This is a genomic window from Streptomyces microflavus (assembly GCF_014650075.1).
Lineage (GTDB): Bacteria > Actinomycetota > Actinomycetes > Streptomycetales > Streptomycetaceae > Streptomyces > Streptomyces microflavus.
Window position 1 is genome coordinate 162,697 of sequence record NZ_BMUG01000013.1, and the last position, 26,499, is coordinate 189,195.

The window sequence follows — 26,499 nt, forward strand, 5'->3', positions numbered from 1 at the left end:
ATGGGACAGCGGTACTACGTCGACCCGGAGCGCATCGAGGCCCTGGCGCGGCAGTTGGAGGAGATCGGCACGCTCACCCGGTCCATGACCGAGGAGTTCCTCGACGAGCTGGCGCCCACGGTGAGCTGGCCCGGCACCAACAGCGAGTTCTCGGAGAAGGCCAAGCCGCAGGAGCAGAAGGAGCGGCAGACCACCAAGGACACCATGCTCTCCATCCGGGACGCGCTGGTGGGCATCACCGACGCCACGATCGGCAACGTCCGGATGATGAAGGACACCCGCGACCGCAACATCGACGAGATCGAGCACGGCAACAGCCGCCTGGAGACCGATGGACTCGGCGGCCCGGGCGGGCATGGCCGGCGCTGACCTCCGCACCGCAGGCCGCTCCCGTACGGATTCGGGAGCGGCCGCCGAGTCCTGCCCGCACGGCCTCCGCGGCGGCCGTCGGTGAGCATCCAGGTATCGCCCGAGGTCAACGCCATGATCTTCATCCTCACCGGGGAGAGGCTCATGGACGCCGACGAGGACCTCGCCTTCGAGAGCCGCCGGCCCTACTCCGGCCTCGGGCGCAAACTGGACCGGCTCTCCTCGCTGATCGACAAGTCGATCCACGACATCGGCGAGTCCATGCCGGACGACCTCGCGTCGTCGTACGCCAAGGCGATGGGCATGCTCATCGACGACGGCGGCAAGAACTACCTCCGCGACTTCTCCGACCAGCTCGACAAGATCGCCGAAGGCCGCCGCAAGACCTCCATGGACATCATGGAGTCCAAGTGGCAGGTGATCGCCGAGATCATCCGGCTGCTCATCGAGATCGCCATCTACCTGGCGATGTCCTTCTTCACCGGCGGCGCCTCGGCCAGCCAGATCATGATGGCCAAGCTGCGCAGCCGCTTCTTCATCCTCACCACGCTCAGCCATCTGCTCCAGCGGCTGCACCTGGCGCCCTCGCTGACCGAGGCGTTCGCCGAGGCGTTCACCACCTTCGCCGTGCGGCTGGCGATGATGAACTTCGCCCCGGACGGCCGCCGCCCGGACGGCATCGACTGGAGCGACATCGGCAAGGCCGCCGCGTTCGGCGCGGCGGCGGGGTTCTTCACCAGCGTCTTCGAGAAGTTCGCCAAGGACATCGTCCGCAGCTTCGACGGCAACTTCCTCAAGGGGGGCCCGGATCTCGACTTCAAGAACCCCAGCTGGCGGGAGACGCCGAACGTCGACATCAAGACCAACGGCCCCACCCCCAACCCCAAGCCGGGCCCCGACCTTCCCGACCCCCCGAAGGACCGACCCGACCCGAACCCGTACGGCAACACCCCCGGCCCCACCCCCTCGCCCGGCCCGGTGCCCGTCACCTTCCGGGACGGCCCGCTCTCCTTCCGCAACAACCCCGAGCTGTGGCGCAACAGCCAGATCCTGCGCCTCAACCTCGACCGGCCGGGCGCGCTGGCCGGGCACTACGCCCTCAAGGGGACGGCGGACTTCATCGCCGCCGGAGCCGGCGAGGTGGTCGCGGAGATCCTGATCAAGGGGGCCTTCGAGGGGGACTGGTCCTCCAGCTGGACCACCTTCTTCGGCGCGGGCATCAGCAGCCGGGTCGAGTCCTCCCTCATGGGTGCCGCACTGAACAGCGGCGCCGAACTCCGCCACGCGATCGACAAGTTGCGCAACCAGCCGCCGCCCACCGTTTCCGGCGGAAACGGCAACGGCAACGGCAACGGCTCGGAGGCGGGCGGCTCCGACCGTACCGAGGGCCCCTCCCGCACGGACACCACCGGCGGGGGCAGCCCCGGACCCGGTCTCTCCTCACCGCCGCCGGTCGTCCAACAGACGTCGAGCCAGGGCGACTTCACCGGCAGCCAGTCGCCGCCGCCCTATGTGTCGCAGGACCCGCCGCCCTACTTCTCCGCAGACCCGCCCCCGTACACGCCGGGCCCGCTGCCGGTGACCGCGGCCGAGAACGCGCTGTGGCAGCAGGTCCACCAGGGCCCCGCCGAGGTACGCGAGCAGGCGCTGCGGGACCTTGCCGCTCTCCGGGGCTCCCAGCCGCCGGGCCCCGCCGAGATCGGCGTACGCGACGGGGTGCACGACCGGCTCTCGCAGCTGCCCGAGGTGCGGGTGGTGCCCTCCGGCAACAGCCCGGCCGGTCAGGTCGACACCGACGAGGTGCGCCGGGCCCTGGAGGGCTTCGGCACGCCGGTGACGGTGGATACGCCGATCCTGGGGGAGAGGCCGGGGGCATCGCCCGGGTCCGGTACGACCGGCGGGGCGGGCAACGTGAACTCGCCTGGTACGGAGACCTCCTCCGGCCCCGCCGAGCAGTCCGGCCAGCGGAACCAGCCTGGCCCGGACGGCCGCACCACCGCCCCTCCCGAGGTGAACACCAGCGGTTCGTACGGCGATGAGCGCGCTCCCGGAGAGGCGGGCGGCGGCCCCGAGACGCGCGGAGTCGAGGGCGACACCTCGACCACCGCCGACGGCCCCGGCACCGGTGCGCCCCCGTTGACCGTCGTCGTCTCCGAGGGGCCGCCGCCGGTCGCCGGATCGCCGGAGGCGGCCGAGCTGCTGGACGGCGCCGGGGTGGACCGGGCCGTGGTGCTCGGTCCGCCGACCGGCTCCGACGCGACGGGGCAGCCGGTGCGCGAGGCGGTCGAGCTGACCCGCGAAGGGCCCGGTGCGCCGGTGGAGGTCCGCCCGCTCACCGGACCCGGGTTCACCGCGACGCCCGACAGCGGGGCGGACACGGCGTTCCCGGGCTCGAACGTGCTCCTGCCGCTCGCCGACGCCCTGGGCGTGCCGCCCGTCATGCCGGCCGCTCCACCGCCCGCCGCCTCGACCACCGCGTCGGGCAACCCTGCCCCCGCGTCGGCGGCCTCGCCGCCGCGTTCCGTCGCGCAGGGCGGTCCGTCGGGCGACACCGGCGCGGCACAGCCTGCGCCGGGCGAGCAGGCGGCGCAGACGCAGGAGACGCAGGAGACGCAGGAGACGCCGGACGCGTCCGCCGACACCGAGTCCGGTCCGGCCGACACCGAGTCCGGTCCGGCTGACCCCGGGACCGCACCCCGCCGCACCGAGTCCGGGCAGTACGACACCGACCTGTCCTCCGTGAAGGTGGTCTCCGGCGAACCGGCTCCCGCCACCGCCGATCTGCCGGGCCCGGACCCCAAGCCGACGGTGATCACCACCACCGGCTCCGAGCCCGCCCCTGACGTCAAGCCGCCGCTCACCACCACAGCCCCCGAGGCCGCCCCGGACATCAAGCCGACGGCCATCCCGACATCCTCGGCCCCCTCGGCCACCCCCATCGACGTGTCCGCCGCCTCCAAGCTGGCCGCGGACACCCGCCCCTGGGCCGAGACGGCCACCGACCTGCACCTGGAGTCGGGCCGTGGCGACGGGAACACCACTGCCACACCCTCGGCCGCCCCGCCCCCGTCCGGGCAGATCACCGTGCGGCCCGCGGACCCCGCACAGGACCAACCCCCGCAGACGCTCCGGGACTTCCTGCCGGAGGACCAGTGGTGGACCTTCTACATCGACCCCAAGAACCACCAGGCCGCGCTCGACGCCTTCCCGGACGACCCCGGCTCCTACTACGACCACGACCGCTCACCGGGGTTCCAGCAGGGCATGGTGTCGGCGTACACGCAGTTCCTCGGCGACCCCGACACCGTCGCGACGCCCATGGACTCGACCTCGTACCGGACCATGCACGGGCTGGCCACCGGCCACCTCGGCCGGACGATCGGCTGGTCCGGCGGCGGTGCCACGCAGTTCCCGCTGCGTGGTGAGACGCTCGCCGACGACATCTTCGACGAGCGCGTCGGCGATCACCTGCTGGTCTACGACACGACCAGCCGCGACTGGTCCAAGCCGCTGCCCACGCCCCGGCCCATCACCATCCTGACCCGGTTCCTGCACAACAACCCGTCCCTGGCGACCAATTACGGCAAGAGCGCCGCGCCCGGCCGCGTCGACACGCTCTTCCAGCAGCACTACGCCCGCGTCTCCGACCCCGACGCCGACGACGCGGCCAAGCTCGCCTCCATCGTCCGCACCATCCGGGCGCTGCACGTGGTCCACCCGTTCCAGGACGGCAACCTCCGGTCCAACGTGCAGATCCTGCTGCCGAAACTCCTGCTGGAGCAGGGCCTGCGCCCCGTCGTGCCCGACAACATGTACAGCCTGTTCCAGGGCGGCCGCTCGGTACCGCAGATGGTCGACTCCCTGATCCGCAACGGTGCCCTGGACACCGGGGGACCGCGCCCGCCGCAGGGCGAGACCGCCGCCGACCCGCACCTGGAGTCGGGGCGGGACGGCGACATGGACACGAGCGACACCCCGGTCGCCCCGATCACCACGAGCACCACTGACGGCGACGGCGACGGAACCACGCCGGCCCCCACGACCGGGCCGTCCGTCACCACGCTCGACCGGAAGAAGGTGCCCTTCAGTGAGCTCCGGCGCTTCGTGCCGCAGACGGCGCTCACTCCGCAACCCGGCGTCGCCGTGCAGACGGTGACCATCTCGCAGGGCCCGGCCGAGGACGGTACGGGGCAGAGCGCGGGCCGTGAGGCGCTGCTCGGCCAGGACACCTTCCGCGGGGTGCGCACCACCTCGGCCGAGCCCCCGCCCTCCGGAACCTCCGAAGCCCCGCCCGCTCCCCGTACGGTCTTCACCGGCCCGCCCACCGCACTCCCCGGCTCGGGCACCGAGCGGGGCGCCGACTACTTCGTGGGCCACGGCACGCCCCGTACGGTCACCCTCGGGACGGACAATCCCGCGTACCCCACCGTCAAGGTGAGCGGTGTCCAGCTCGGCGAGGTGCTCAAGTCCTGGGCTCAGGAAGGGGACCGGGACCGGCCGCTGGTGCTGTTCTCCTGCGAGACCGGGCAGCAGCCGAGGATCGCGGGGCTGCCGGTCGCCCAGCACGTGGCGAACCGGACCGGGCGCCCGGTGTACGCGCCGACCACCGAGGCGGGCACCGCCAAGGACCGGGACGGCAACGTCACCGCGGTGCTCGGCGAAGGTCCGGACGGGCCGGGCCGGTGGCGGCTGTTCACCCCGGAGCCCGCCGGAACCGAACTGGACGACCTGGCCCGCGACGCCGGACTGCACACGGGCCCGGACCCGGCCGACGCCTTCGCCCGCGCCCGTACCCTCCAGCAGCTCCGCACCCTGCGCGAGGTCCTCGGCCCGGACGCCGAACAGCAGCCGGGCAACCGGGAGTTGCTGGCGGCGCTCGCCTACGTGGACGGGCTGCGCTGGCGCGATCCGGGCACCGCGGCCCGGTACGGCGACGGCCGGATGACCCCGGACCTGCTGGACCGGATGGTCACCGACTGGCACACCGCCACCAACGCCGGGAACGTCGACCCGGCCACCGGTCCCACCGAGGGGCAGTACACCGCGTTCCTGGAAGCGGCCGCCGGGCTGCGGTCCGGTGCGACCCCCACGACCACGCTCGACCGGCTGCTGCCGCCCCCGCCGCCCGCACCGGCACCGGACACCCTGGTCTCGCGGGCCGACGTGCTGGGCCTCTCCTACGCGCGGTCCGCTCAGATCACCTGGTCGCTGTCGGACGCCCCGCTGCCGCTCTCCGAACTGGGCCTCGGCCCCGACGACACCGCCGAGCTGGCCCGCCGCCTGCACCGCCCGGAGCCCGCGGCCCCGCCCACCCCGGCCGTCGACCCGGATGCGCCCGTGTCCGAGGGAACGCCGTCTCCGGTGCCGCCCCCGGTGAACTCCCTCGTCGTCAACGCGTACACGGCCCGGCACACGTACGGCATTCCGGAGAAGAACTTCAACAAGTTCCGTGATGTGGCGCGGGACCGGAATGTGGTCGTGGATGTGCGGCCGACGAATCCGTCGGCGCCGAAGTGGCTGGATGCGGGGGCGATGCCGAAGCCGCAGGACATCAAGGCGAAGACGGTCTCCGATGTCGATGTTCTGCTGGGCGCCGATGCGGGGAACGTCGGGCTGGTCGGTTACTTCAAGCCGGTGTTGCCGGATCAGGGTTCCGTTCCGGTGGATGCGTGGGACCGGGTGCTCTCCCGGTTCAACCAGCGGTCCACGGAATTCCATGAGCTGGCCGGGAAGATGGCCCAGTACGAGGCGGACGGGAAGTTCACCGTTCACGACGGAATCGTGTTCGGTTTCGATGGTGAGGGCGGTCGTCGGCCGATCACCGGAGACCATGACCTGTTCGATGTGTCGGCCCCGGACGGTTCCCGCGTTTCGCTTCCCGAACATGACGCGCTGATCGAGGAGATGCGGGCCAAGGACATGGCCGTGGCGCACGGCGCGCACATGTTCTGGAATCCGCCGACGGCTTTCGACAAGTCGGTCTTCGACAAGATCGTCAGCTCCCACGAGGGCTCGTCCGGCGAACCGCTGCTCCGCTTCAGCCCCGGCAATGACCACGCCGTGCTCGTCCACCCCGAGCCCCGCCCGTCCTCCGTGCCCTCCCCCTCCCCGTCCGGCCGCCCGGAGAGCATCGCCGAGGACGTGGACCTGTTCAGCAAGGGCACCGGGACGCCGGGCCTCGCGGAGACCGTCCACGTGGACGGGCAGGCCCTCCGCAGGCTGCGCACCCGGGCCGACGGGGACTGCCTCTTCCGGTCGCTCCTCGACACCGCGCGCAGCCACGACGTTCCGCCCGCCTGGGCCGCGCGGAACGTCGCCGGCCTCCGCAGCCTGCTCCGCGACCGGCTCACCGGCTCCGAACTGCTGGCCCCGGACGTCGAGGCCACCCCGGACCCGGTGCTCGCCGTCGTCGACGACCTGCGGATGACCGCCCTGGCGGGGGTACGGAACCCGGAGGCGCGGGAGCGGATCGGGCAGCGCTGGGACCGGATCGAACAGGCGGTCGTCAGCGGCGGCGACGGACGCCGGTGGCGGCGCATCCTCCGGGACAGCGGCTACCCCCACCTCGCCGACGTGGCGCCCACCCCCGCCGACGCCCGGCGCCTCGGCACCGACGGGCTGATCCTCGCGGCGGCCGAGCTCCCGGCCCTGTGGTCCTCGCCCTTCGCCGACGCGCTCCCGCTCGCGCTGGCGCACACCCTCGACATCGAGCTGCGGCTCGTCGGGCCCGACGCGTCGGCCCCGGCGGGCACCTCCGTCACCCCGCTCAACCCGGGCGGCCACGGCGGCGCCCTGCACCTCGCCTACAACGGCTCCGACCACTTCGACGCCCTGGTCCCGGCCGCAGCCGTGCCCGCCCCCACCCCGACTCCGACTCCCACCCCCGCCCCGGCCACCCAGGACCCGGCCGGCACCGACGTCTTCGGGGAGTGGCTGCGGAGCATGGGCGGAGTCACCGACCTGGACGCACCGGCCGAGGAGACCCCGGACCGGGGCGACCCCGTACCGCTGGAGACCCAGCTGGAGCGGCACCGCCCGGCACGGCTGCTGACCGGTGAGGACGCCCGGCCGCCGGGCCCCGCCCCCCGCACCGTCACCTTCGACGACGGCAGCCGGCTGCCCACCGTCCTGATCAGCCCGGACGCCGATCCGGACGACGGCTCCACCGGTCCGGGCGCCCGGACCGACGGAACCCCCAAGGCCGGGCTCCTCAACGGCCTCGGTGTCCTCACCCTGCGCTCGCCCGAGCAGGTGGCCAATGAGGTCTTCGACCAGCTGCCCAAGAAGCTCCGGGCCCAGTTCGACGAGGCGGAACTGCTGCGGCTGCTGAAGGACCAGCCCGGCGCGTTCACCGCCCCGCGCGGCGCCCGTTTCGTGGGCCGGGAGAAGTCCGGCGTCGGCCACGAGATGGTCGTCGAGGCCGTCCCGTACCACCGCTGGGAGCGTTTCGGCGAGGTCGGCGGCGCCACCGTCCGGCTGGACACCATGCGGCGCGGCCAGTCCGGTACGGGCGGCGGGCGCAGCGTCGGTGTCGGCCGCCGGGTCGCCGCCGCGCTGGGCATGGGACCGCCGCTCAACTGGATGCTGAAGATCGGCGTCTCGCTGGGCTGGACCCGTAGGACGGACTACACCCAGGGCACCCAGGCGTACCACCAGAGCGAGTACCGGGCCTGGGAGGGGTCCCACCTGCATCTGGACGATGTCCACTACCGGGTGCGCGTCGAGCGGGTCACCGAGGCCCCGAAGACCCCCGCGCCGACGCCCCCCGGGCCGGGCACCGCGCCCGCCGCCACCCCCCGCTGGCAGCGCAGCGAGGTGCACTCCGCCGCCTTCGCCATGCGGGACGGGCTGAGCTGGCGGCTGCCGGACGACCTCACCGTGCCCTTCAAGGGGCCGAAGCGGGCGCCGGAGACGCTCACCTTCCCGGACGGGGCCGAACCGCGGATCACCGACACGACCGCGCTGCACCTGACGGACCCGCCGGAGGACGTGGCGCTCGCCATCTCCGGTGCGCGCCCCGGGAGTTCGGCCCACCGCACCCTGGTCTCCTACGTCCGGCCGGGACGGCTGCTCGGCCTCTTCGGGCGGTTCGCCGGACCCGTCAGCGGACCCGAGCTGACCCGGGGCAGCGGGCAGCACCCGCTGGGCCATCTGATCGTCGAGCGGTCGATCCCGCACCGGGCCACCCTGGTCACGGAGTCGGTCAAGGCGGAGGTCCGCGACCTCGCCCAGACCACGTACCAGAACCAGCGCGCCCACGTCCGTGACACCCGCCTCGGCGTCCAGGTCACCGCCGGGCCGAACTACACCCTCATCGGCCCCGAGACCGACGTACGCCTCCAGGGCGGCCCCCTGGTCCGCACCGACCTCAGCACCGGCCGGGGCCACTACCTCGGCGCCGACGCCGCCCGCAAGGTGACCGGCCGCGTCCGCAACCACCCGATGGCGCTGTACCGGGTGGAGCGCACCCTGATGGTGCGGAAGGCCGGTCAGCCCGCCTCCGCCGCGCAGCCGGTCCGGGTGGTCAGCCTCGACTGGTACTCCACCCAGGACGCCCGCCGCCTCGCGGGCTGGGACAGCCGTACGCCCGGAGCGACCGGCCCGAACCCGGACGCCGAGCCGCCGGTGCCGTGGTACCTCACCCGTCAGGACCCGGTGCACCTGGGCGGTCAGGTCCGAGCCGAGGGCTTCGTGCCGGACCGGCGGCCCGCCGCCCAGCCCGCCCCGGCCACCACGACGACGGCCCCCGCCCCTGCCCCCGCGCCCGCCCCTCAGGACCCCCTGAAGGCCTTCACCGACACGGTCCTGGACACGCTCCACCGCGCGTACCCGTCGCTCTTCGTCCCGCCGTTGATGCTGCGCCACCCCCACCTGGCCAAGCTCTGGTACGGGGACGGGCGCATGCGGACCGCCCTGCACAACGAGCGCCAGGTGCGCGAGGCGCTGAACCGGCCGAGCCTCGCGCAGAGCCTGGACGACCTGACCACCACCGGAGTGCCCGTCACCCTCACCGAGGACGGCAAGGTCCGCCGGGGCCACCACACGCTCATCCTGCGCGCCCGTCTCACCGACCGGCAGTTCGAGACCACCCTGAGCGAACGCTCCCTGCGCAACGCGGTCGTCGGCACCGAGGTCTCCGGCCAGGGGCAGCAGGAGTCCACCACCCTCTCCGCCGGTGTCGAGCTGGGCATCTCGCCGCGCGACCACGACAAGGACCCCGCAGCCGGGGTGCCCCGCCAGGCGGGCAACGTCTCCCTGGGCGCCCGCTACGCACAGACGCGGGCGCGGGCCACCAAGAACACCGTCGCGGTCGCCCACGACCAGCTGACCTTCCAGAACGGCGCCGATCTCTACAGCTACCAGGTGGAGTTGGGCGCCACCTTCGAGGGACACCGCAGGCCGCGCGGCTGGACCCGGCTGGTCACGGTGGGGCTGCTCGGCGCGGGCGTCTTCGTCAGCAAGGTCACGGAGCGGCCGCTGTTCACCCGGGGGACCGAGACGGTGGGCCGGGTGGAGCTCGCTGTCCCCGCCGCCCACGGCTCCGACCGCCACACCCCCGCCGACCCTCCGGCCACCGGTCCCGCACCGGCGCCCGCGCCCACCCCCGTACCGCGTCCCCTCGCCTCCACCGAGGCGGACCAGCTCCTCGACGGAACACGGCCGTTGCCCCGGACCGCCGCGTCCGACCGGCAGCTCGTGAACAAGCTCCTGAGCGCCCCGCACGTGGTCCTCAGCACCGAGGGCGGCGAGCAGCGGCAGCGGCTCGTCCAGGACACCGCCGACCGTGCCACCGGCGCCTCCTGGCACGTCAGCGCCCCCGGCACCCCGATCCGCACCGCCCTGCGCCGGGCCATGGCCAACCTCGGCGTCGCCGGTCAACTCGGCCAGTACCTCGGTCCGTTCGGCTCCCGCATCACCGGGCTCACCGGCGCGGGCCCTTTCTCGACCCATTACCTCAAGGCGGCGGTCCGGGGCGAACTCGACAACGTACGCGTCAAGAGCGACCCGAAGCCGGGCAGCCTCGAAGCCACGATCGGCAACGAGCACCGCGTCGCCGGGACCTCCAGCACCGGGACCCGGACCACTCTCGGGCTCCAGGGCGCGGTGACGCCGTTGCAGCAGACCCCCGGCCAACCGGCCGTGGTAGGTGCGTACTCGACCGCTCTCCAGTACGCCTGGGGCAAGGGCCGCAGCATCTCCCAGACCCTCACCCGGGGCCGCAACACCACCCTCAGCTACGCCGGGCGGATGTACCTGGTGGTCGCCGACGCCACCGAGACCGTGGCCGTACGGGACCGCTGGACGGCCGCGATGGGGGCGGTCGGCACCCGTGCCGGGGGCGGGATCAGCTCCGCCGCCGGGCGGATCTCCGAGCGGCTCGGGCGCGGCCTCGCCCCGCGCCGGGCAGCCGCCGCGCTCCAGCGCGTCCGCGACGCGGTGATGTTCCACCTGCCGATGCAGGACGCGATCGAGGCCGGGCTCGCCCCCGACGGCCTGGGGACCACCACACCGGCCAACCTCGGCGGCGGCTACAAGCTGCCCCCCTTCCTCCGCCGCCGCCACTTCCCCTCCCACCCCAGCGGCCAACTCGACGCGAGCCGGGCGGCGCAGCAGCTGATGGGGCAGCTGGAGCGGATGGGCGTGCCCTCGCACGACCGGGAACAGGTGCTCCAGCGCCTCTCCCCGGACTTCCTCCGCTCCCATGTGCACGAGCTGACCACCGACGGGATGGCCCTGCCGGTCCGCTACCGCACCTGGACGAGCCCGCACCACCTGCCGGTCGGCGGCAGCCCCGGCCAGCTGAAGCTGACCCTGACGCCGGTCACCACCACCGTGGAGCGGCTGCGTACCGGCTATGAGCTGGAGGACTACCGCACCACCGCCCGCGACGACGTCGAGGGCCGGTCCCAGGACCGCGGCGCCGATGTGACGCTCAGCGCGAGCGAACGCGCGGCCGGCAGCGGGGTGCTGGTCGCCAACCCGGCGCTCCAGGGCACGGCCGCCAAGCAGCGGTCGAGCAATGTGACCGAGGCGGTCGGCAGCACCACGATGCCCAACATCGCCACCACCCAGGCGCACGCCGAGATCGTGACCACGTACACCCTGACGGCCACGCTGGTGGACGCTTCGGGCAAGCCCCTCGGCCCCACCGCCACCGCCCCCGTCGGCTCCCTCAACGAGATCCTCCCGGCGAGTCTGCTCACCCCGGACGGTGAGGGTACGGACGGTGCGCTCACCGAGCAGGATCTGCCGGAACCCGACCATGCCGTACGGATTCTGACGGCTGATCAGGCACGACCCGAAGGCATCGCACGGTGGCGGACCACGGACGGGGAGAGCGGCGAGGCCGACCCGGACATCCTGCCCTTCGACGATGTGATCGGCTCCGGCATCCTCGCCGTCGACGTCCTCGGCTCGGCCAACGTGCAGGACGCCCTGACCCTCGCCACCGCCCGCGCCGACGGCTTCCCCGGTGACACGGACCTGGGCAAGCGGCATACGGGCACCACGCTCACCGAACGCGTACGGATGGCCCGTCACACCCCGCTCACCGCCCTCGGCACCGCCCCCGCCCAGGCCCAGCAGGAGGCCACCTCCCAGGTCGGTCTGACCGCTGGCTTCCGCGAGGCGCTCGGGGCCGACGGCTCGCCGCTGCCCACCCAGTCCTCCGCCCGCCTCCTCGGCCAGTCCCACACCGCCGACTCCCGCCTCTACGCCAAGATGCACCGCACCGGCGCCCGGCTGCTCGCCGTGGAGAACAAGCCCCGTATGGAGGCCATGCAGCGGCGCAAGACCGGCGACGCGCTGGAAGCGGGCATCACCGACAACGTCGAGGGCGCGGTCAGCACGTCGCCGCTGGCGGGCAACAGCAACGCGGGCGTGACCAACCCCGGCGCCACGGTTCCGATCGGCGGCACCAACGACTCCACCGCCCTCAAGAGCGCCACCGACACCACCCTCGGCACGCACGTCAAGGTGCTGACCGACCGCAGCATGCTCTTCGCGGTCCCCGTCAGCTGGCTGTCGGTGGCCGAGGTCGACCACCGGGTCACCGACTCCCGCCCGATGCAGGCCCTCGGCAAGCCCAAGCGCGGCCCGCGAGCCGTCGAGGCCGAGACCACCGCCCTGGTCTGGCTCCGCGAGGACATCGCCCGCGACTACGGCCTCCTCGACGACACCACCTTCCCCGACGAGGCCCGCACGGCCTGGGACGACCAGGCCAAGGCGGCGGCCGACCTCGCCACCGCCGAGAAGAACTACTACGACGCCCGCGCCAAGACCCGGGAGACCTGGCTCGACCTGAGCGCCGACGAGCAGACCGCGCTCGGGGACGACGACCGGGCCACGGTCCTGCCCCAGGCCGTCGCCCACTCCCCGGCCGTCACCGCCTGGCAGACGGCCCGCGAAGAGGTACGCCGCTGGCAGCAGCGCCTCGACGCCGCCGCCAAGGACCACCACCGCCTCCACCTGGCCGCCGCCCGCCTCACCGCCCACCACCAGGGTTCGGGCTCGGTGCCCGTGAAGGGCGTGCCGCAGGAGTACACCGCGCCCGACTGGCGCTCCGAGGCCCCGGAGCCGTACAAGGTGACCGCCGCCACCGACTCCGCCCCGGGCACCCTCACCTCGCCGGACGGGCGAACGGTGCACGAGGTCCACGAAGTGCCGCACGACGGGGCCTCGTTCTTCCACGCGCTGCTCGCGACGGCCCGGGACCGGGGCAAGCTGCCCTTCCTGCTCGACGCGGACCTCGCCGACCGGTTCGCGGCCGCCCCCGGCGACCCGGCGCTCACCGCCCGGGCCGTCGACTCCGTGCGCGACCGGCTCGCCTGGGCGCTGGCCGACGACGGCAACGAGGATCTGCTCGACGGCCTGGCCCTGGACGCGGCGGACACCTTCACCCAGGCCGAACTGGACTACGCGGAAATCGACCTGACGGCTGGTCAGCAGGCGGAGTTCGACGCGTTCGGCCGGCTCCCGCAGACCGTCTGGCCGAGCCCGGAGCAACGGGTGGCGCTGGCCACGGCGGCCCTGTACCGCCCGTTCACGGCCGAGCCCGCGGCGAACCCGGACGCCGGGGACCCGGCCCCGCCCGAGCGCAGGGCGGGCGACCACGGCGGCGCCGACGTACTGCCCGCACTCGCGGCCCGGGTCCTGGGCACGCCGGTGACGGTGGTGACGGGGGAGGGGCGGCCGCAGATGTTCCTCCCGCACGGCGCCGACCCGGCGACGGCCGACCCGGCCTCGGGTCCGGTGCTCTTCGCCGCGGACGGCTTCTTCTCCGCCGCGCTGGCGCCCGGCACGGTGCCGCCTCCCACCACCGCGCTGCCCGCCCCGCCGACCACCAGCGCACCCTCGGGCAGTACGGAGAGCGCCCCGAAGCCGCCCGCCCACCGCAGCCACCCCACCCCGCCCTGGCTGCCGCCCGCCGACACCAGCGGCCCGCGCTACCGCCTGGACCGCGACGGCCTCCTCACCGCACCCGACGGCGCCACCTACACCCAGGGCACCCCGGCGGGCCGGGGCAACGGCTTCTTCGCCGCGCTCTCCACGGCCCTGCGCCAGGCCGCCGAGCAGCCCGGCCGCGACCCGCAGGCGGCGGCCCGGCTCCGCATCCGCGCCGGGGCGTCGCCCGCCCAGCTGATGCGCCTGAACGGGCTCCCCGGCGACCGGGCGGAACGCGACGCACTGTTCTCGCCGCCGCCCCTCCGGGAACGACCTGGCGCGCCCGCGCCGAGCCGGGACGCCCGTGACGGCCACCTGCGCCGCCACCTCGCCCACGCTCCGTGGGGCCCGGACGCCGACCGTGCGGTGGCCGAGTGGGCCGCGAAGGCGACCGGCGCCACGGTCACCCTGATCGAGGAGAACGGCACCGCCCACACCTACGCGGGCCCCTCCGCCGACGCACCCGTCCTCCGGCTCCGGCGCCGGGGCGGGGACTTCGTACCGCTGCTCCTCCGGACCCCGGCTCCTACGCCGAAGGCCCCGGCCCCGGCGCCGAAGCCGGAGACACCGGAGCCGTCCCTCACCGGCGAGGGTCCCGGGCTGCCGGGCGAGGAAGAGGCGTACGAGCTCAGCACGCTGTCGGGTGCGGAGCCCCAGCCGCAGCCGCACGACAACACCGACCCGGGCACCGACAGTGACTCCGACTCCGAGGGCGAGGAGAACACCCCGATCTGGGCCGACCCCGAGTGGCTGACGGCGGTGTTCGGCCCGCAGTGGAGCAGGGCTCCCCGCGCCCGGCTCCAGGAAACCTCCGAAGCCCTCTACGAGTTGGTCGAGGAGGCAGCGGCCGGCCGGCCGACCCGCGACGGGCTGGCCGACCTCGTGCGGCACGTCCTGCATCTGCCGACCCGGGCCCGGGTGAGCAACCAGGACGTCCTGGACCTGGGAGCGCTGGCGCTGGAGGCGTCCTCGGACGACCTGGCGAGCGTCGAGGACCTCGCCGTGTACTTCGTCGACCGGCAGATCGAGAGCCGACGGGACGCCCTCGCCGAGGAGACCCTGCTGCGCACGGCGGACCGGACCCCGGCAGGACGGAACTTCACGGAGAAGGGCCCGGGTCTTCCCGCCCCGGACGCCTACCTCGCCGAGCGGTCCGGGCGGGCGGCCGAGCAGAGCGCGCCGTGGCGGAACCCGTATCTGTTCGTGGCCGGGGCGGCGGAGGGCGGCGGTGTGGAGATCGTCACGCCGTGGCGCACCTTCGTGGTCCGCGACGCCGTGGAGATGGCCCGGATCATCTCGTACGACTCCCGGCGGCCGGGCGGCGCGGACATCGTCCTCGCCCTGCCCCCGGCCTTCGCCGCACAGGTCGCCGATCTCGTTGCCGGCACGACGGCCCGCCCGGTCTGGTACCCGCTGGGACCGGCCGAGGTCGCCACCCACCCCACCACCGGAGCCGCCCACCTCGTGGTGCACCGGGGAGCCGGGCAGACCGGGCCGGACTGGACCACGCCCCCACCACCGCAGGAGCCCGGCCTGCCCGGCGCCCGCGACCACAGCGGCGACACCGACAGCGACGACGGGAGCGACAGCAGCTCCGGCTCCACCAGTGACGGTGACGCGGAGTTCGACCGGCTGGCCGACCAACTGCAGTGGGAACACCGTGTCGACGCCCTGCGTCCCCGCCCCCTGGTCACCCGCGACTACCAGGTCATCGACGACAGCGGCACCGGAGTGCTGTTCACCGAGCCCGGCCCCCGTACGGTCGGCGAAGTCCGTACGGAGGAGGGGGCCGAGGGGCCCGCGCTGGTCCTGCCCCAGCAGACTCCGGGAACCGTCCCCGCCGCCGACCGGCCGCCGCTGCACATCTCCGCGGACCGGACGGTCGCGCTGCTCTCGGCCGGGGACGACACCACCGGCCGGGGCCGCCAGGTGTACGCCACCCGTGCGGCGATCGAGCGTTCCTCGGCCCGGCTGGCCGCCGCCGGAGCCGGGGTACGGCTGGAAGCCGACCCTTCGGTACGGGTGGTGCCCGACCAGGAGGACGGCACGCCCGGCGAACCGCTGTTCCGGGTGGAGCCCCGGTTCCTCACCGCATCCGGCGCCTCCGAGCACGCCTTCACCCGCGACTTCGCCCGGATGGTCGCCGGAACGGATGCCGCCCCGCTCTCCCATCTCGCCTTCCGCGGTCCCGACGGCACAGTGGCCACGGCCCCGGTCAACGGACTGCACGGCCGGGAGGTCACCGGTACCCACCACCTGGCCCAGGCGCTGACGGAGGTCGCCCGCGGCACCCGCCCCGCCACCGCCGTCACCCTCGACTGGGCCGTCCGGCAGGCGGGCCGGGACCCGCGCTTCACCGGCGGGGTCGTCGGCGCGCCGACCCCGGGCGAGGCGTACGGCCAGGCCCTCAGCCACACCCAGGACAACGCGCTGCGCGGGCCGCTGACCCGGGCCGCCGCGCGTGCCGGGGTCAACGAGTTCGCCTGGGCGGAGGTCGGTGAGGGCTATCTGATCCAGTCGGTCTCCACCACCAACGACGGCGGCGCCCAGCTCTTCACCCACAACCACGCCAAGCCCGGCGACCCGGTCGGCCCGCACGCCCCGTACCACTTCGCGCAGGTGGTATTGGCCAGTGAGGACGGCACCCACCAGATCACCCTGGAGAACGAGACCCACTCCCGTACGGAGATCCCGGCGGACCAGCTCGACGCGGTCGTGGACGAGAACCTCGACCGCTACGACGAGGCTCAACTCGCTCTGCTGGCACAGGAGACGGACCATCGGGCCGAGGCGGCCCGGCGCGACGGAGCGGACCCGGCGGAGATCGCCCGGCTGGACGGGTTCGTGCGCGCGGCCCGGGCCCTGGCCGCCGTCCACGAGGCCGAGCACGTCCGGTGGTACTTCACCGAGGACCGCCCCGAACACGCCTTGGCCCAGAGGGAGGTCGACCAGGCCCGTGCCCGCGCCCGGGACGCCGTACGATCCGCCGCACCGGTCCCGCACGACAAGGACCAGTGGTACTTCCGGGCCTACAGCAAGCGCCCGGGGGAGTCGGCTCACGCTGTCAACGCGGCGCTGCTGTCGGACCGTTCGCCCGCCGTGTCCAACCCGCTCACCACCGTCGCCCTGCACGGCCACGCGCTGCGCCCGGACCGGCGGACCGTACGCTTCGCCGAGCAGCAGCACACCCTGTCGCCCGACGCGGACGAGAACCTGGACGCCCTGGCCCTGTACCTGGCCCGCACCGGCCTGTGGAACAGCGCCAACGGCCTGCCCCTGCCCACGGTCACCGTCACCGGACACGGCAACCGCTCCAGGACCAGCGGCCGGAAGCGGGCCGATGCGGTCGGCAGGGCGCTCGGAGATCGGCTGGCCCGGCTGCTGAGGACGTTCCAGAAGGGCGCCCCCGGCCCGCACGTCAGGCTCTCCGACTTCACGCTCACCCTGGACGCCCAGCGGGTCCGCCGCGCCACCGACCCGGACCGGGGACGGGTGGTGACCGTCGACATCGACGACCACCGGCACACGTCCCCTCCGGAGTCCGGCCGCCCCGCGCCCGCCGGGGAGCCGCTCCGCACCGAGCCGCCCGCCCTGCCCCGCCCGACCGGCGGGCCCGCCCCGGAGGCGTCGCCGCTCGTCGGTACGGACCCGGCCACCACGGGGTCCCGTACCTCCTTCGACCGGGGCCCGTCCCGTCCGGGCCGCCGGTCCGCGACGCCCAGCCCCGACCGTGGCGTGCCGGTGCCCGCGTGGGTCCGGGCACGCATCCGGTACGCCGAGGAGTCCGTCGCCTTCGAGCGCCGACTGGCCGAACACCTCGCCGAGAACGAGGCGGTGACGGAGGAGTTCCGGAAGATGGCGCGCGCCGCGTGGGACCGGGCACGGCAGCAGTACCCGCGCGCCCTCGCCACGTTCGGCAGCGAGAACCCGAGCATGCCCGGGACGGTCGGCACCAGCAGGCCCGCCCTCCAGCAGGTGCTGCGGACCGGCAACCTGAGGGAGCTGGTGACCTTCCTGTTCCAGGGCATCTCCAGCGACCTGGTGCCGGAGATGCTGGGTGGCCGGGAGGACCCGAACCCGGAGATCGAGGGGGAACGGCCCAGCCGCCGCCAGGCGGAAGGACGCACCGAACTGGAGCTGCTGGCCGCACAGTTGAACCTGGACGACACCCTCTCCGTAGCGGAGAAGCAGGCGGCGCTCACCCGCGCCACCCGGGAGCACACCGTCCAGGCCGACCCCGACGACGTACGCCCGCCGCTGAGCCGCGCCGAGCGCCCCTTCGCGGTGAACGAGCTCGGGCTCACCTGGATGCCCGCGTCCTCCGTGTACGACCTCGCGATGAGCTCCGGCCTCCAAGGGGCGTCCGAGGACTCGGGGGGCCTGGTCCTGACCGGCACCGCGGGTTCGACCTACCGCTTCCTGGTGCACGCCGCCCGGATGCGGGACCAGTGGGGCCTCGACCTGGACCTCGGGCTGATCCGGGCCGGGATGATCGCCATGTCGCTGTCGGCGGGCCACCACTCCTTCCACGAGGTGATGCGCGGTGCCCAGTTGGCGCTGGACTCCCTCCCCGGCCACGATCCGGCACTGGACTACCAGGACAACTGGGGCCGTTACTGGAACGTCCACCCGCTCACCGAGCAGGAGCTGCGCGAGCACGTCGCCCGCGACGGCCGCTTCCCCGACGAGCACGCCCAGGAGGTGCTGGACGCCGATACCCCCGCCCCCGCGCTCAACTCCGCCCCGTCCGGGGGCCGGGCGGTCCCGACCGGGCCGGACGCGGATCTCGACACGGCCTGGGAGGAGCACCGTCGGGCGCGGAGCGCGTTCGGTGCGGCGGCGGTCGGTGGTTCCCCCGAGGCCCTTGCTGAAGTCGACCGCGCGCGAGGGCTGTTGGAGCAGGCCGAGCAGCGGCTGTGGGCCCTGGGGGTCGCTCCGGACGCGCTGGGCGCCGCCCGGACCGCCGATGACGACCAGGGCGACGCCACCGGACCTCTCACGCCGGCCCCGGCCGTGTCCCGGGACACCGAACAGCGGCGCTACATCGCGGAACAGCTCACCGCCGACGACCTGCCTCCTGCCCCCGCGCCCCCGGGCGCGGAGGAGACCGTCGGATCGGACGAGCTGCGCGAGGCGGGCGCCACGCACTCCCCGGGGCTGCGCGCCGAGATGATGCTGCGTGGTGACGGCCGGCTGCCCGCCGGCGCACTCTCCCCGCTGGACCTGGCCCGGGTACGCCTGGTCCGGGCCGACGACGGAACGCAGGCCCTCGACGCGGTGGCGGCGAGCGTGGCCCGTCGGCTGTGGGCCGGGACGTACGCCGACGTCCGGGACGCAGCCCCCGAGGGCCGGGACGCCACGGAGACCGCCCGCGCCTGGTCGGCCGCCGTAGCCCTGGTGCTGCCGCCCGAACCGCACCCGGTACTCGCCGATTCCCGGTACGCCGGTGGGGCCTTCCGCGACGCGGTGCGCCGGGTCGCCGGTCATCTGCTGGCGGCGGAGGCCGGTGCCGAGGGCGTACGGGCTTCCGCCGCGGAGCTGGCCGACACCCTGCGTACCGGACTGGGCCTGGCACCGCGCTGGACGGTGCCCGTGGGCGGGCCCACGGCCGGGGAAGCCGCGCCGGGACGGCCCGCGCTCCAGTCCCGGCCGGGGGGCGACATGCCGGATCTGGACATGCCCGACCTGGACCTCGGCCAGGATCCCGCTCAAGGCCCGCTCCCGGACATGGGCGTGGACATGGACATGGATCTGGACCTGAGCGGTCTCGATTTGCCCGACGCCTTCCCCTCCGCCCTGGACAGCCTCGACCTGGATGCTTTGGACGCCCTGGCAGGCATCGACGCCCTGGGTGATCTGGGTGATCCGGGTGACCTCCCCGACTTCGACTTCAGCTTCGGCCTGCCCGCGCCCGTACCCATCGGTCCGGGCGTGGGCGGCGGGCAGCCGGTGTACGCCGTGCCCGCCGCCCCGCCCGCCCGGCCGCTCACCACGCTGCCCGCGCTGACCCTCGTACCGTTCGCGCCGCAGACCACCGGAACCGCCGACAGCGCCGAGCGCGGGGTGGAGCGGCTGGCCCACCAGGTCGCGCGGACCGCGCTGCGCAACCGGCGCAACCGGGTGCCGCTGCCCAGGATCGACATCGCCGGATACGGCGCCGACGCGCGGGGCGCCGGGACCGCGCGCGACCGGGACCAGGCCGCCCAGGCCCAGGGCGACCTGAGGGCGCGGGCCGCCCGCGACCTGTTCGTACGCCATCTCGACCACGCCCTGCGCACCCTTCAGGCGGGCCTGCCCGCCGGGGCCACGCCCCTGCGGCCGCAGGACTTCACCATCACCGCGCGGGGCCGGAGCCGGGTGCCGGGACAGGGCGCCTCCGTGGCCCCGACCGGGCAGATCGGCCGGGAGGAGCTGGGCCGCCAGGCCACCATCGGTGTCACGTCACCGCGTCACGCCGCCGCCCTGGACGCCTTGGACGCGCTGCGGCGCACCGACCCGGCCCTGCGCTCCGGGCCCCTGGACGTGGACGCCGTCGCCCGCCGGATCTGGCACCTGGCGCCGTCCGTGCTCGTCGACCCGGAGATGCGGCGCGACCTGTACACGCTGACCGGCCGGGCCGTCGCCGCCGGCCGGGCCACCGGTCTGGCCGCGCTCACCGCCTTCCACCTGGAGGAGCATGGCCTGCTCGCGGACGACCGCGCCCGGCACGTGACGGCCGGCGGCAACCGGGTGCCGGGCCTGAACTGGACCGGCACCGCGACCGCCGAGCTCGACACCCTCTTCGTGGACCGGCTCACCACCGGCCCCACGGGCGCACCCGCCCCCACCGGGAACGCGGACGTGGCGCCGTGGCCGTGGGACCCGGCCCCGTACCCGGTGCTGGCGGACGGCAGCCACGACCGGGTGACGGCCCAACTGCCGGACGGCACCACCTGGGAGCTGGACGCCGACGAGTTCGCCGAGCTGGTCGCCGCCGACCTGACCCGCCACCCGCTGCCCGAGCACGCCCCGATCGTGCTGGCCGTGCCGTCGGCGGGCGACCGCTACCTGGAGCTGCCCCGCAAGCTCGCCGAGCGCACCGGCCGCACTGTCTGGGTCCACAGCGGCCTGGCGCAGCGCAACCCCGACCCGACCGCGACGAGCACCGTCGCCGTGCTCCACCGGGACGGCCTGCCGGACGGCACCTGGCTCCCGGTCCGCCCCGGCCTGGCGCCGGACCCCGACGACGACGCCCCGGCCTGGCACCGCGAGGTGCTGACCCAGCCCATCGTCAGCTCCCGGACCGGGGAGCAGACCGGGCGCAGCTTCCACCGGCCCGCCGAACTCGTCGGGGAGCGCGAGAGTTACCGCGACCTCGACCACATGTCCTTCTACGTCCACTGGGACGCCGCGACCAACACGTACTCCGGCAAGCTGCCGATGCGGGACCCCGGCCCGGCGGACAAGGCGTACCGGCTGGCGGGCCACGGGCTGCCGGGCGGGCTGTCCCTGCCGCTGGCCGACGGCTCCAGCCGGACCGTGGACCGGGACGAGGCGGCCGGGTGGCTGCGGCGGCGCAAGAGCCTGTCGAGCCTGCCGCAGGACCACTGGGTCGACCTGGTGATCTGCCACTCCGGGGCCCCGGGGCAGGGCTCCGCGCAGGACGTCTCCCAGCTCGACGGGGTCCTGCCCGCGCCGTTCACCGCCGATCCGCTCAGCGACGACGCCCTCTCCCTCGGCCAGCACCTGGCCAACCGGCTCCGGCGCACGACCCGCCTGTCGTACTCCTCCCAGGGCGTGGTCAGGTTCGGCGACGGCCCGGTGCGGGTGCTGGCCACCGATGCCCAGGGCCGCCCCTGGTGGTGGGAGACCAGCCGTCCGGAACCGGACGACGCGGAACTCGACCGGCTGGCGGAGCAGGCCGGATTCCAGGGCGGGCCGTCCCCGCGCGTGCGCTCCGAACTGCTGCGAGTGGTCCGTGCGTTGAAGCTGGTCGTCGGCCCCGACGTGCAGGTGGCCGACGACTTCCCGGCGCTGGTCGCCGGGGCCGCCGCGGTCGTCAACATGTGGTTCACCGACCCGGAACTCCAGCCCACCGGCCCGTTCTGGCCGCAGCTGCTCAGCCAGGTGATCGCGGCGCACCCCCTCGCGGCGCACCCCCTCGCGGCGCACCCCCTCGCGGCGCACCCCCTCGCGGCGGGCGGCGTGGACGGGGACGTCACCCGCCAGGTGCTGGCCGAGGCGGCGAAGGCGTGGCGGAACTCGGGCGGCTCGCTGCCGGTGAGCGGCTTCGTCCCCCTCCCGCAGTTGCGTACGGCGGCGGCCTGGCTCTCCGACTCGGCGGCGGTGGACCGGGCGGCCGTCGACGCGCTGCGGCTCACCGACCCCGCCGACGCCCCCGCGCACCGGACCCGGATGTTCTGGGCGAGGGTCCGCGCCGAGGAGACCCTGCCCGGCCCCGGACCGGCCGCCGACCTGCTGACCGTACGTGCCCTCCGCCTCGACCAGGACGCCCAAGTGGACGACGCCCTGCGCGACCGGGCCCGCGCGCTGCTCACCCGGGGCTTCGCGGCGGGCCGGAACATGGCCGACCCGGACGTGGTGGGCGCGTACGCGGTCGAGGCGGCCGGTGCCCTCGCTGCGCCCGCGCTGCTCACCACCGTGGGCGCGGCGTTCGGCTCCGGCAGGGACTGGCGCGGCCTCGGCACCCTGCTGCCCCGGCTGGACGGCTTCCGGGTCGCGGACACGACGGTGGACGCGCCGTGGGCCGGACAGGACGCGGACGGCAAGGACCGGCCGGTGCCCTACGCCGTACGGGCTTCGGTGGACCTGGAGGACAGCAGCCGCGTCCAGGTGACCGTGGGCGCGGCCACCCACCGGCTGTCGGCCGCGGAGTTCGCCGAACTGCTCTCCTCCGACGCCGACTTGCTGGGTATCCAGTCCGCCACGCCGGTCCTGCTGCTGCTCGACGGGCTCAGCGGCCCCACCCCGGAGCTCGCCGAGACCGTCGCCCGCAGGCTCGGCCGGCCCGTGTGGTGGAGCACCTCCCCGGTCGAGCTGTCCGCCCCGGACGCCGCCGAGGGCGAACTCCCCGTGCTGGCCCCCGATCTCTTCTCTGCGGCCCGACCCAGCGCCACGGACTGGCGGTTCACTGCTCCATCCGTCCCCGACCTGGGTACGCAGACGGTGCCGGCCACACCGGCGCCGGGCCCCGGTGCACCGACACCGGCCACCAACAGCGCCCCGACCGCCGGGACCCGTACCCCGCAGGGCACCGCCCCGGCGGAACCGGAGCCCATCGAGCAGGGCGCCGAGCAAGGCATCACCCCGGCTCCGGCCGCACCGGAGCCGATCACCACGGCCCCCGCCGACAACGCCCCGAACTCGGCCCGGAACCAGCGCAGTTCCGTCGGCGACCCCATGGAGGGCGTCGAGTCCACCTCCGTACCGACGGCCCCCACCGCCCCCGCGCTCCCCGCCGTCCCCGTCGCCCCCGCCTCGGTGAGGGCCCTGCAACCGCTGCCGCCCCGGACCCTCGTGGCGTACGGGCGGGACGAGACGAGCCCCTCCGCGCAGGGGGACCGGACCCTGGAGCTGCTCGCCGCCCAGGTGGCGGCCACCGGTCTGCGCAACCGGCGGGCCGGCGCGTCCCTGCCCCGTGTGGAGGTCACCGGCTACGGTGCCGACATCCGCCCCGACCGGCCGTCGACCGGTTCGCCCGCGAGGCGACGGGCCACCACCGCGCGCCACCGCTTCACCCGGCTGCTGGCGAGCGAACTGGAGCGGCTGCAACGGGATCTGCCGGCCGACGCACCCCGCCTGACCGCCCAGGAGTTCGCCGTCGTCGTCAAGGCCATGGCGCGCGTGCCCGCCGACTGGGTGGGCACCGGTGCCCTCGCCCAGGTGACCCGCGCCGAGCTGGGCCGCCAGGCGACCATCGTCCTCCACCAGCCGCCGGACGCGGTGGCGGTGCAGAAGCTCGACTCCCTGCGCCGCCGCGACCGTGCGCTGCGGGACCGGCCGCTCGATGTGGACGCCATCGCCCGCCGCGTCCTGCACCTGGACCCCGGGGCAACCGTCCAACAGCACACCAGGCAGGAGCTGTTCGGTCTGGTGGGCCGGGCCGCGGCGGCCGGCCGGGCGACGGGTTTCCCGGCGCTGGCCGCGTACCACCTGTCCGAGCTGGGGGTGACCGCGCCGGGCCGCGCCCAGCACTTCACCGTGGGCGGCAGCCGGGTGCCGGGCCTCAACTGGGGCACGAGCGACGTCATCGGACTCGACACCACCCAGGGCGACCTGCTGGAGGCCGACCCCGCCGGCGGCTACGACGTCCTCAGCACCTCACCGACCCCCTGGCCGAGCTCCACGACGCCCTACGTGGTGGCCGCGGAAGGCGGGCCCGACCGGGTGGAGGCACGGCTTCCGGACGGCACTGTACGGGAGTTGGGCGTCGAGGAGTTCGTTGAGCTGGTCGCGGCCGACCTGGCCCGCGAGGCGCTGCCGCCCGGCACACCCGTCGTGCTCGCCGTACCGTTCGCCGCCGACGGCTACCTCGACCTGCCCCGCAGGCTCGCCGACCGTACGGGCCGGACGGTGTGGGCACACAGCGGCCGGATCACCGTCGAGTCCGCCCCCGGGGAGGCGAGCACCATCGATGTCGTCCGCACCCCGAAGGCCCCCCGGGGCGACTGGATCGCGAGCGATCCGGGGCTCGGGCCGGACGACGACGACACTCCCGGCTGGCACCACGAGGTGGTGAGCCGGGCCCTCGTCAGCGCGCTCAGCGGCCGGCAGATCGGCCGGGCCTCCCACCATCCCGCCGAGTTCGCCCGGGACTTCGAGGACGACGACCGCCACCTGGACCGGATGGCGACCTTCGTCCACGACCACCCGGCCACCGGCCGCACCTCCGGTGAGCTGGACCTGCCCCGGCCGGGCCCCGAGGACCGGGCCTACCGGCTGGACCTGCACGGCTCTCCCGGCAGTCTGACGCTGGCCCTGCGCGACGGCACCACCCGCGACATCGACGAGCGGGAGGCCGGACCGTGGCTGCGCCGCCGCAAGAGCCTGACGACCCTGCCCGAGGACCACTGGGTCGACCTCGTCGTCTGCTGGAGCGGAGCGCCGCGCGACAGCGCCGTACCGAAGCCGGGCACCGCATCCGACGCGTACGGCGGCCCCTTCGTGGCCGATCCGCTGGCCACCGTCTCGATGGGCCAGCACGTGGCCAACGCCACCGGGCGCGCGGTACGCCTCGCCTACGGCCCCCAGGGCACCCGGCGGAGCAACGGCCGCTACCAGCGGACCCTGTTCGCCGACGCCCAGGGGCGCCGCCGGGCCTGGGCCCTGGCCCGGCCCGAACCGGACGAGGACGAGCTGGACCGGCTGGCGGAGGCCGCCGGGGTGAGCCCCGGCGACGGCGAGGTGTCGGACGAGATGCGTACGGCGACGCTGCGCCTGGTGCGGGCGCTGAGGATCACCTTCGGCCACGACGTCGACGACGACCCCGGCTTCGGCGACCTGCTGCGCGGCGCGGCGGCGGTGGACCAGATGTGGCGCAGCGACTCCGACTTCGAGGAGGCCGGGCCGTTCACGCTGGACCTGCTCCACCGGGTCGTCGCCGCGCACCCGGATGCCGCCGCCGGCGTGGACGGCCGGACCACCCGCCGGGTGCTGGCCGCCGCCGCGGAGCAATGGGCCCGGTACCCCGGCGACGGGCTCGCCAGCTTTGTCGACCTGCCCGCGGTGGAGGCCGCCGCCCAGTGGCTGGCGGAGGGGGATGTGGAGGACGAGGCCGCCGCCGTCCTGCGCGTCCGCACCGACGAGGTGGGCGAGGCGGCGATGTCCCGGATGTTCTGGGCGCGGGTCAAGGCCGAGGAAACGCTGCCGGGGACCGGCCCGGACGCGCAGGAGTTCGCCGCCCGGGTCCTCCACCTGGAACCGGACCCGAGCGCCGCCCACGCCCGCCGCACCGAGGCGCTCGACGTGCTCACCCGGGCCTTCGCGGTGGGCCGGGAGGCGTCCGACCCCGACATCGCGGCGGCGTACGCCCTGAAGGAGGCCGGTGCGTACGACGACACCGCCCTCGACACGGTGCAGGGCGCGTCGGACGGCACCGGCCGCGACTACACCGGCGGGGCGTCGCAGGACGTGGACCTGGCCCGGTTCCGTACCCCGGCGGGCCTGGTGGACGCGCCCTGGGCCCAGGGGAAGGACCGGCCCGTCCCCTATCCGGTGCGGGTCGTGGCCGACGCGGACGACCCGGATCTCGTCGAGGTGTCCTGGGGCGGCGACACGTACGGGACGACGGCCGACGAGTTCGCCGAACTCCTCGCGGCCGACCCCGTGTTGGCCCGGACCGAGCTGACCGTGCCGGTCCTCCTCGCCCTCCCGGACCGGGCCGCCGACGCCGCCGACCTCGCGGACCGCATCGCCCGCAGGCTCGGCCGCACCGTGTGGTGGACCGACTTCCCGGTGGACCTCTCCGGCACCGATGACGCCGGCGACCCGGTGCTCACCCTGCACCCGGCGGACGACGGCACGGTGCCGGGGGCCGCCCCCTGGCAGCGGACCCGCCCGGCACACCCTGCCTCGGCCGAGGACGCCCCGCGCCCGGTCCCGGCGCCACTGCCCCGCTCCGGGCGGAGCGACGACTACCGCACCGGGGCATCCGCCCCGACTACCTGATGCCCGCCCCCGATCCCCGCC

At 74.8% G+C, this 26,499-nt stretch carries 2 protein-coding genes; both read left to right on the top strand.

Annotation, left to right across the window (positions count from 1 at the left end; all coding sequences use genetic code 11):
• Nucleotides 1–369 carry a hypothetical protein gene (locus tag IE264_RS32480; RefSeq protein ID WP_015612004.1) on the top strand — a complete coding sequence of 123 codons (369 nt, stop codon included), beginning with the start codon at nucleotides 1–3 and terminating at the stop codon, nucleotides 367–369.
• 114 nt (nucleotides 370–483) lie between these two features.
• Nucleotides 484–26,478 (top strand): lonely Cys domain-containing protein, encoded by a 25,995-nt coding sequence (locus IE264_RS32485; protein ID WP_373301943.1) that lies wholly within the window; start codon nucleotides 484–486, stop codon nucleotides 26,476–26,478.
• Nucleotides 26,479–26,499 lie beyond the last annotated feature (21 nt).

Excerpts from the sequence above, each read along its gene's own strand:
- IE264_RS32480 (WP_015612004.1), top strand. The coding sequence starts at position 1 with ATGGGACAGCGGTACTACGTCGACCCGGAGCGCATCGAGGCCCTGGCG.
- IE264_RS32485 (WP_373301943.1), top strand. The coding sequence starts at position 484 with ATGATCTTCATCCTCACCGGGGAGAGGCTCATGGACGCCGACGAGGAC.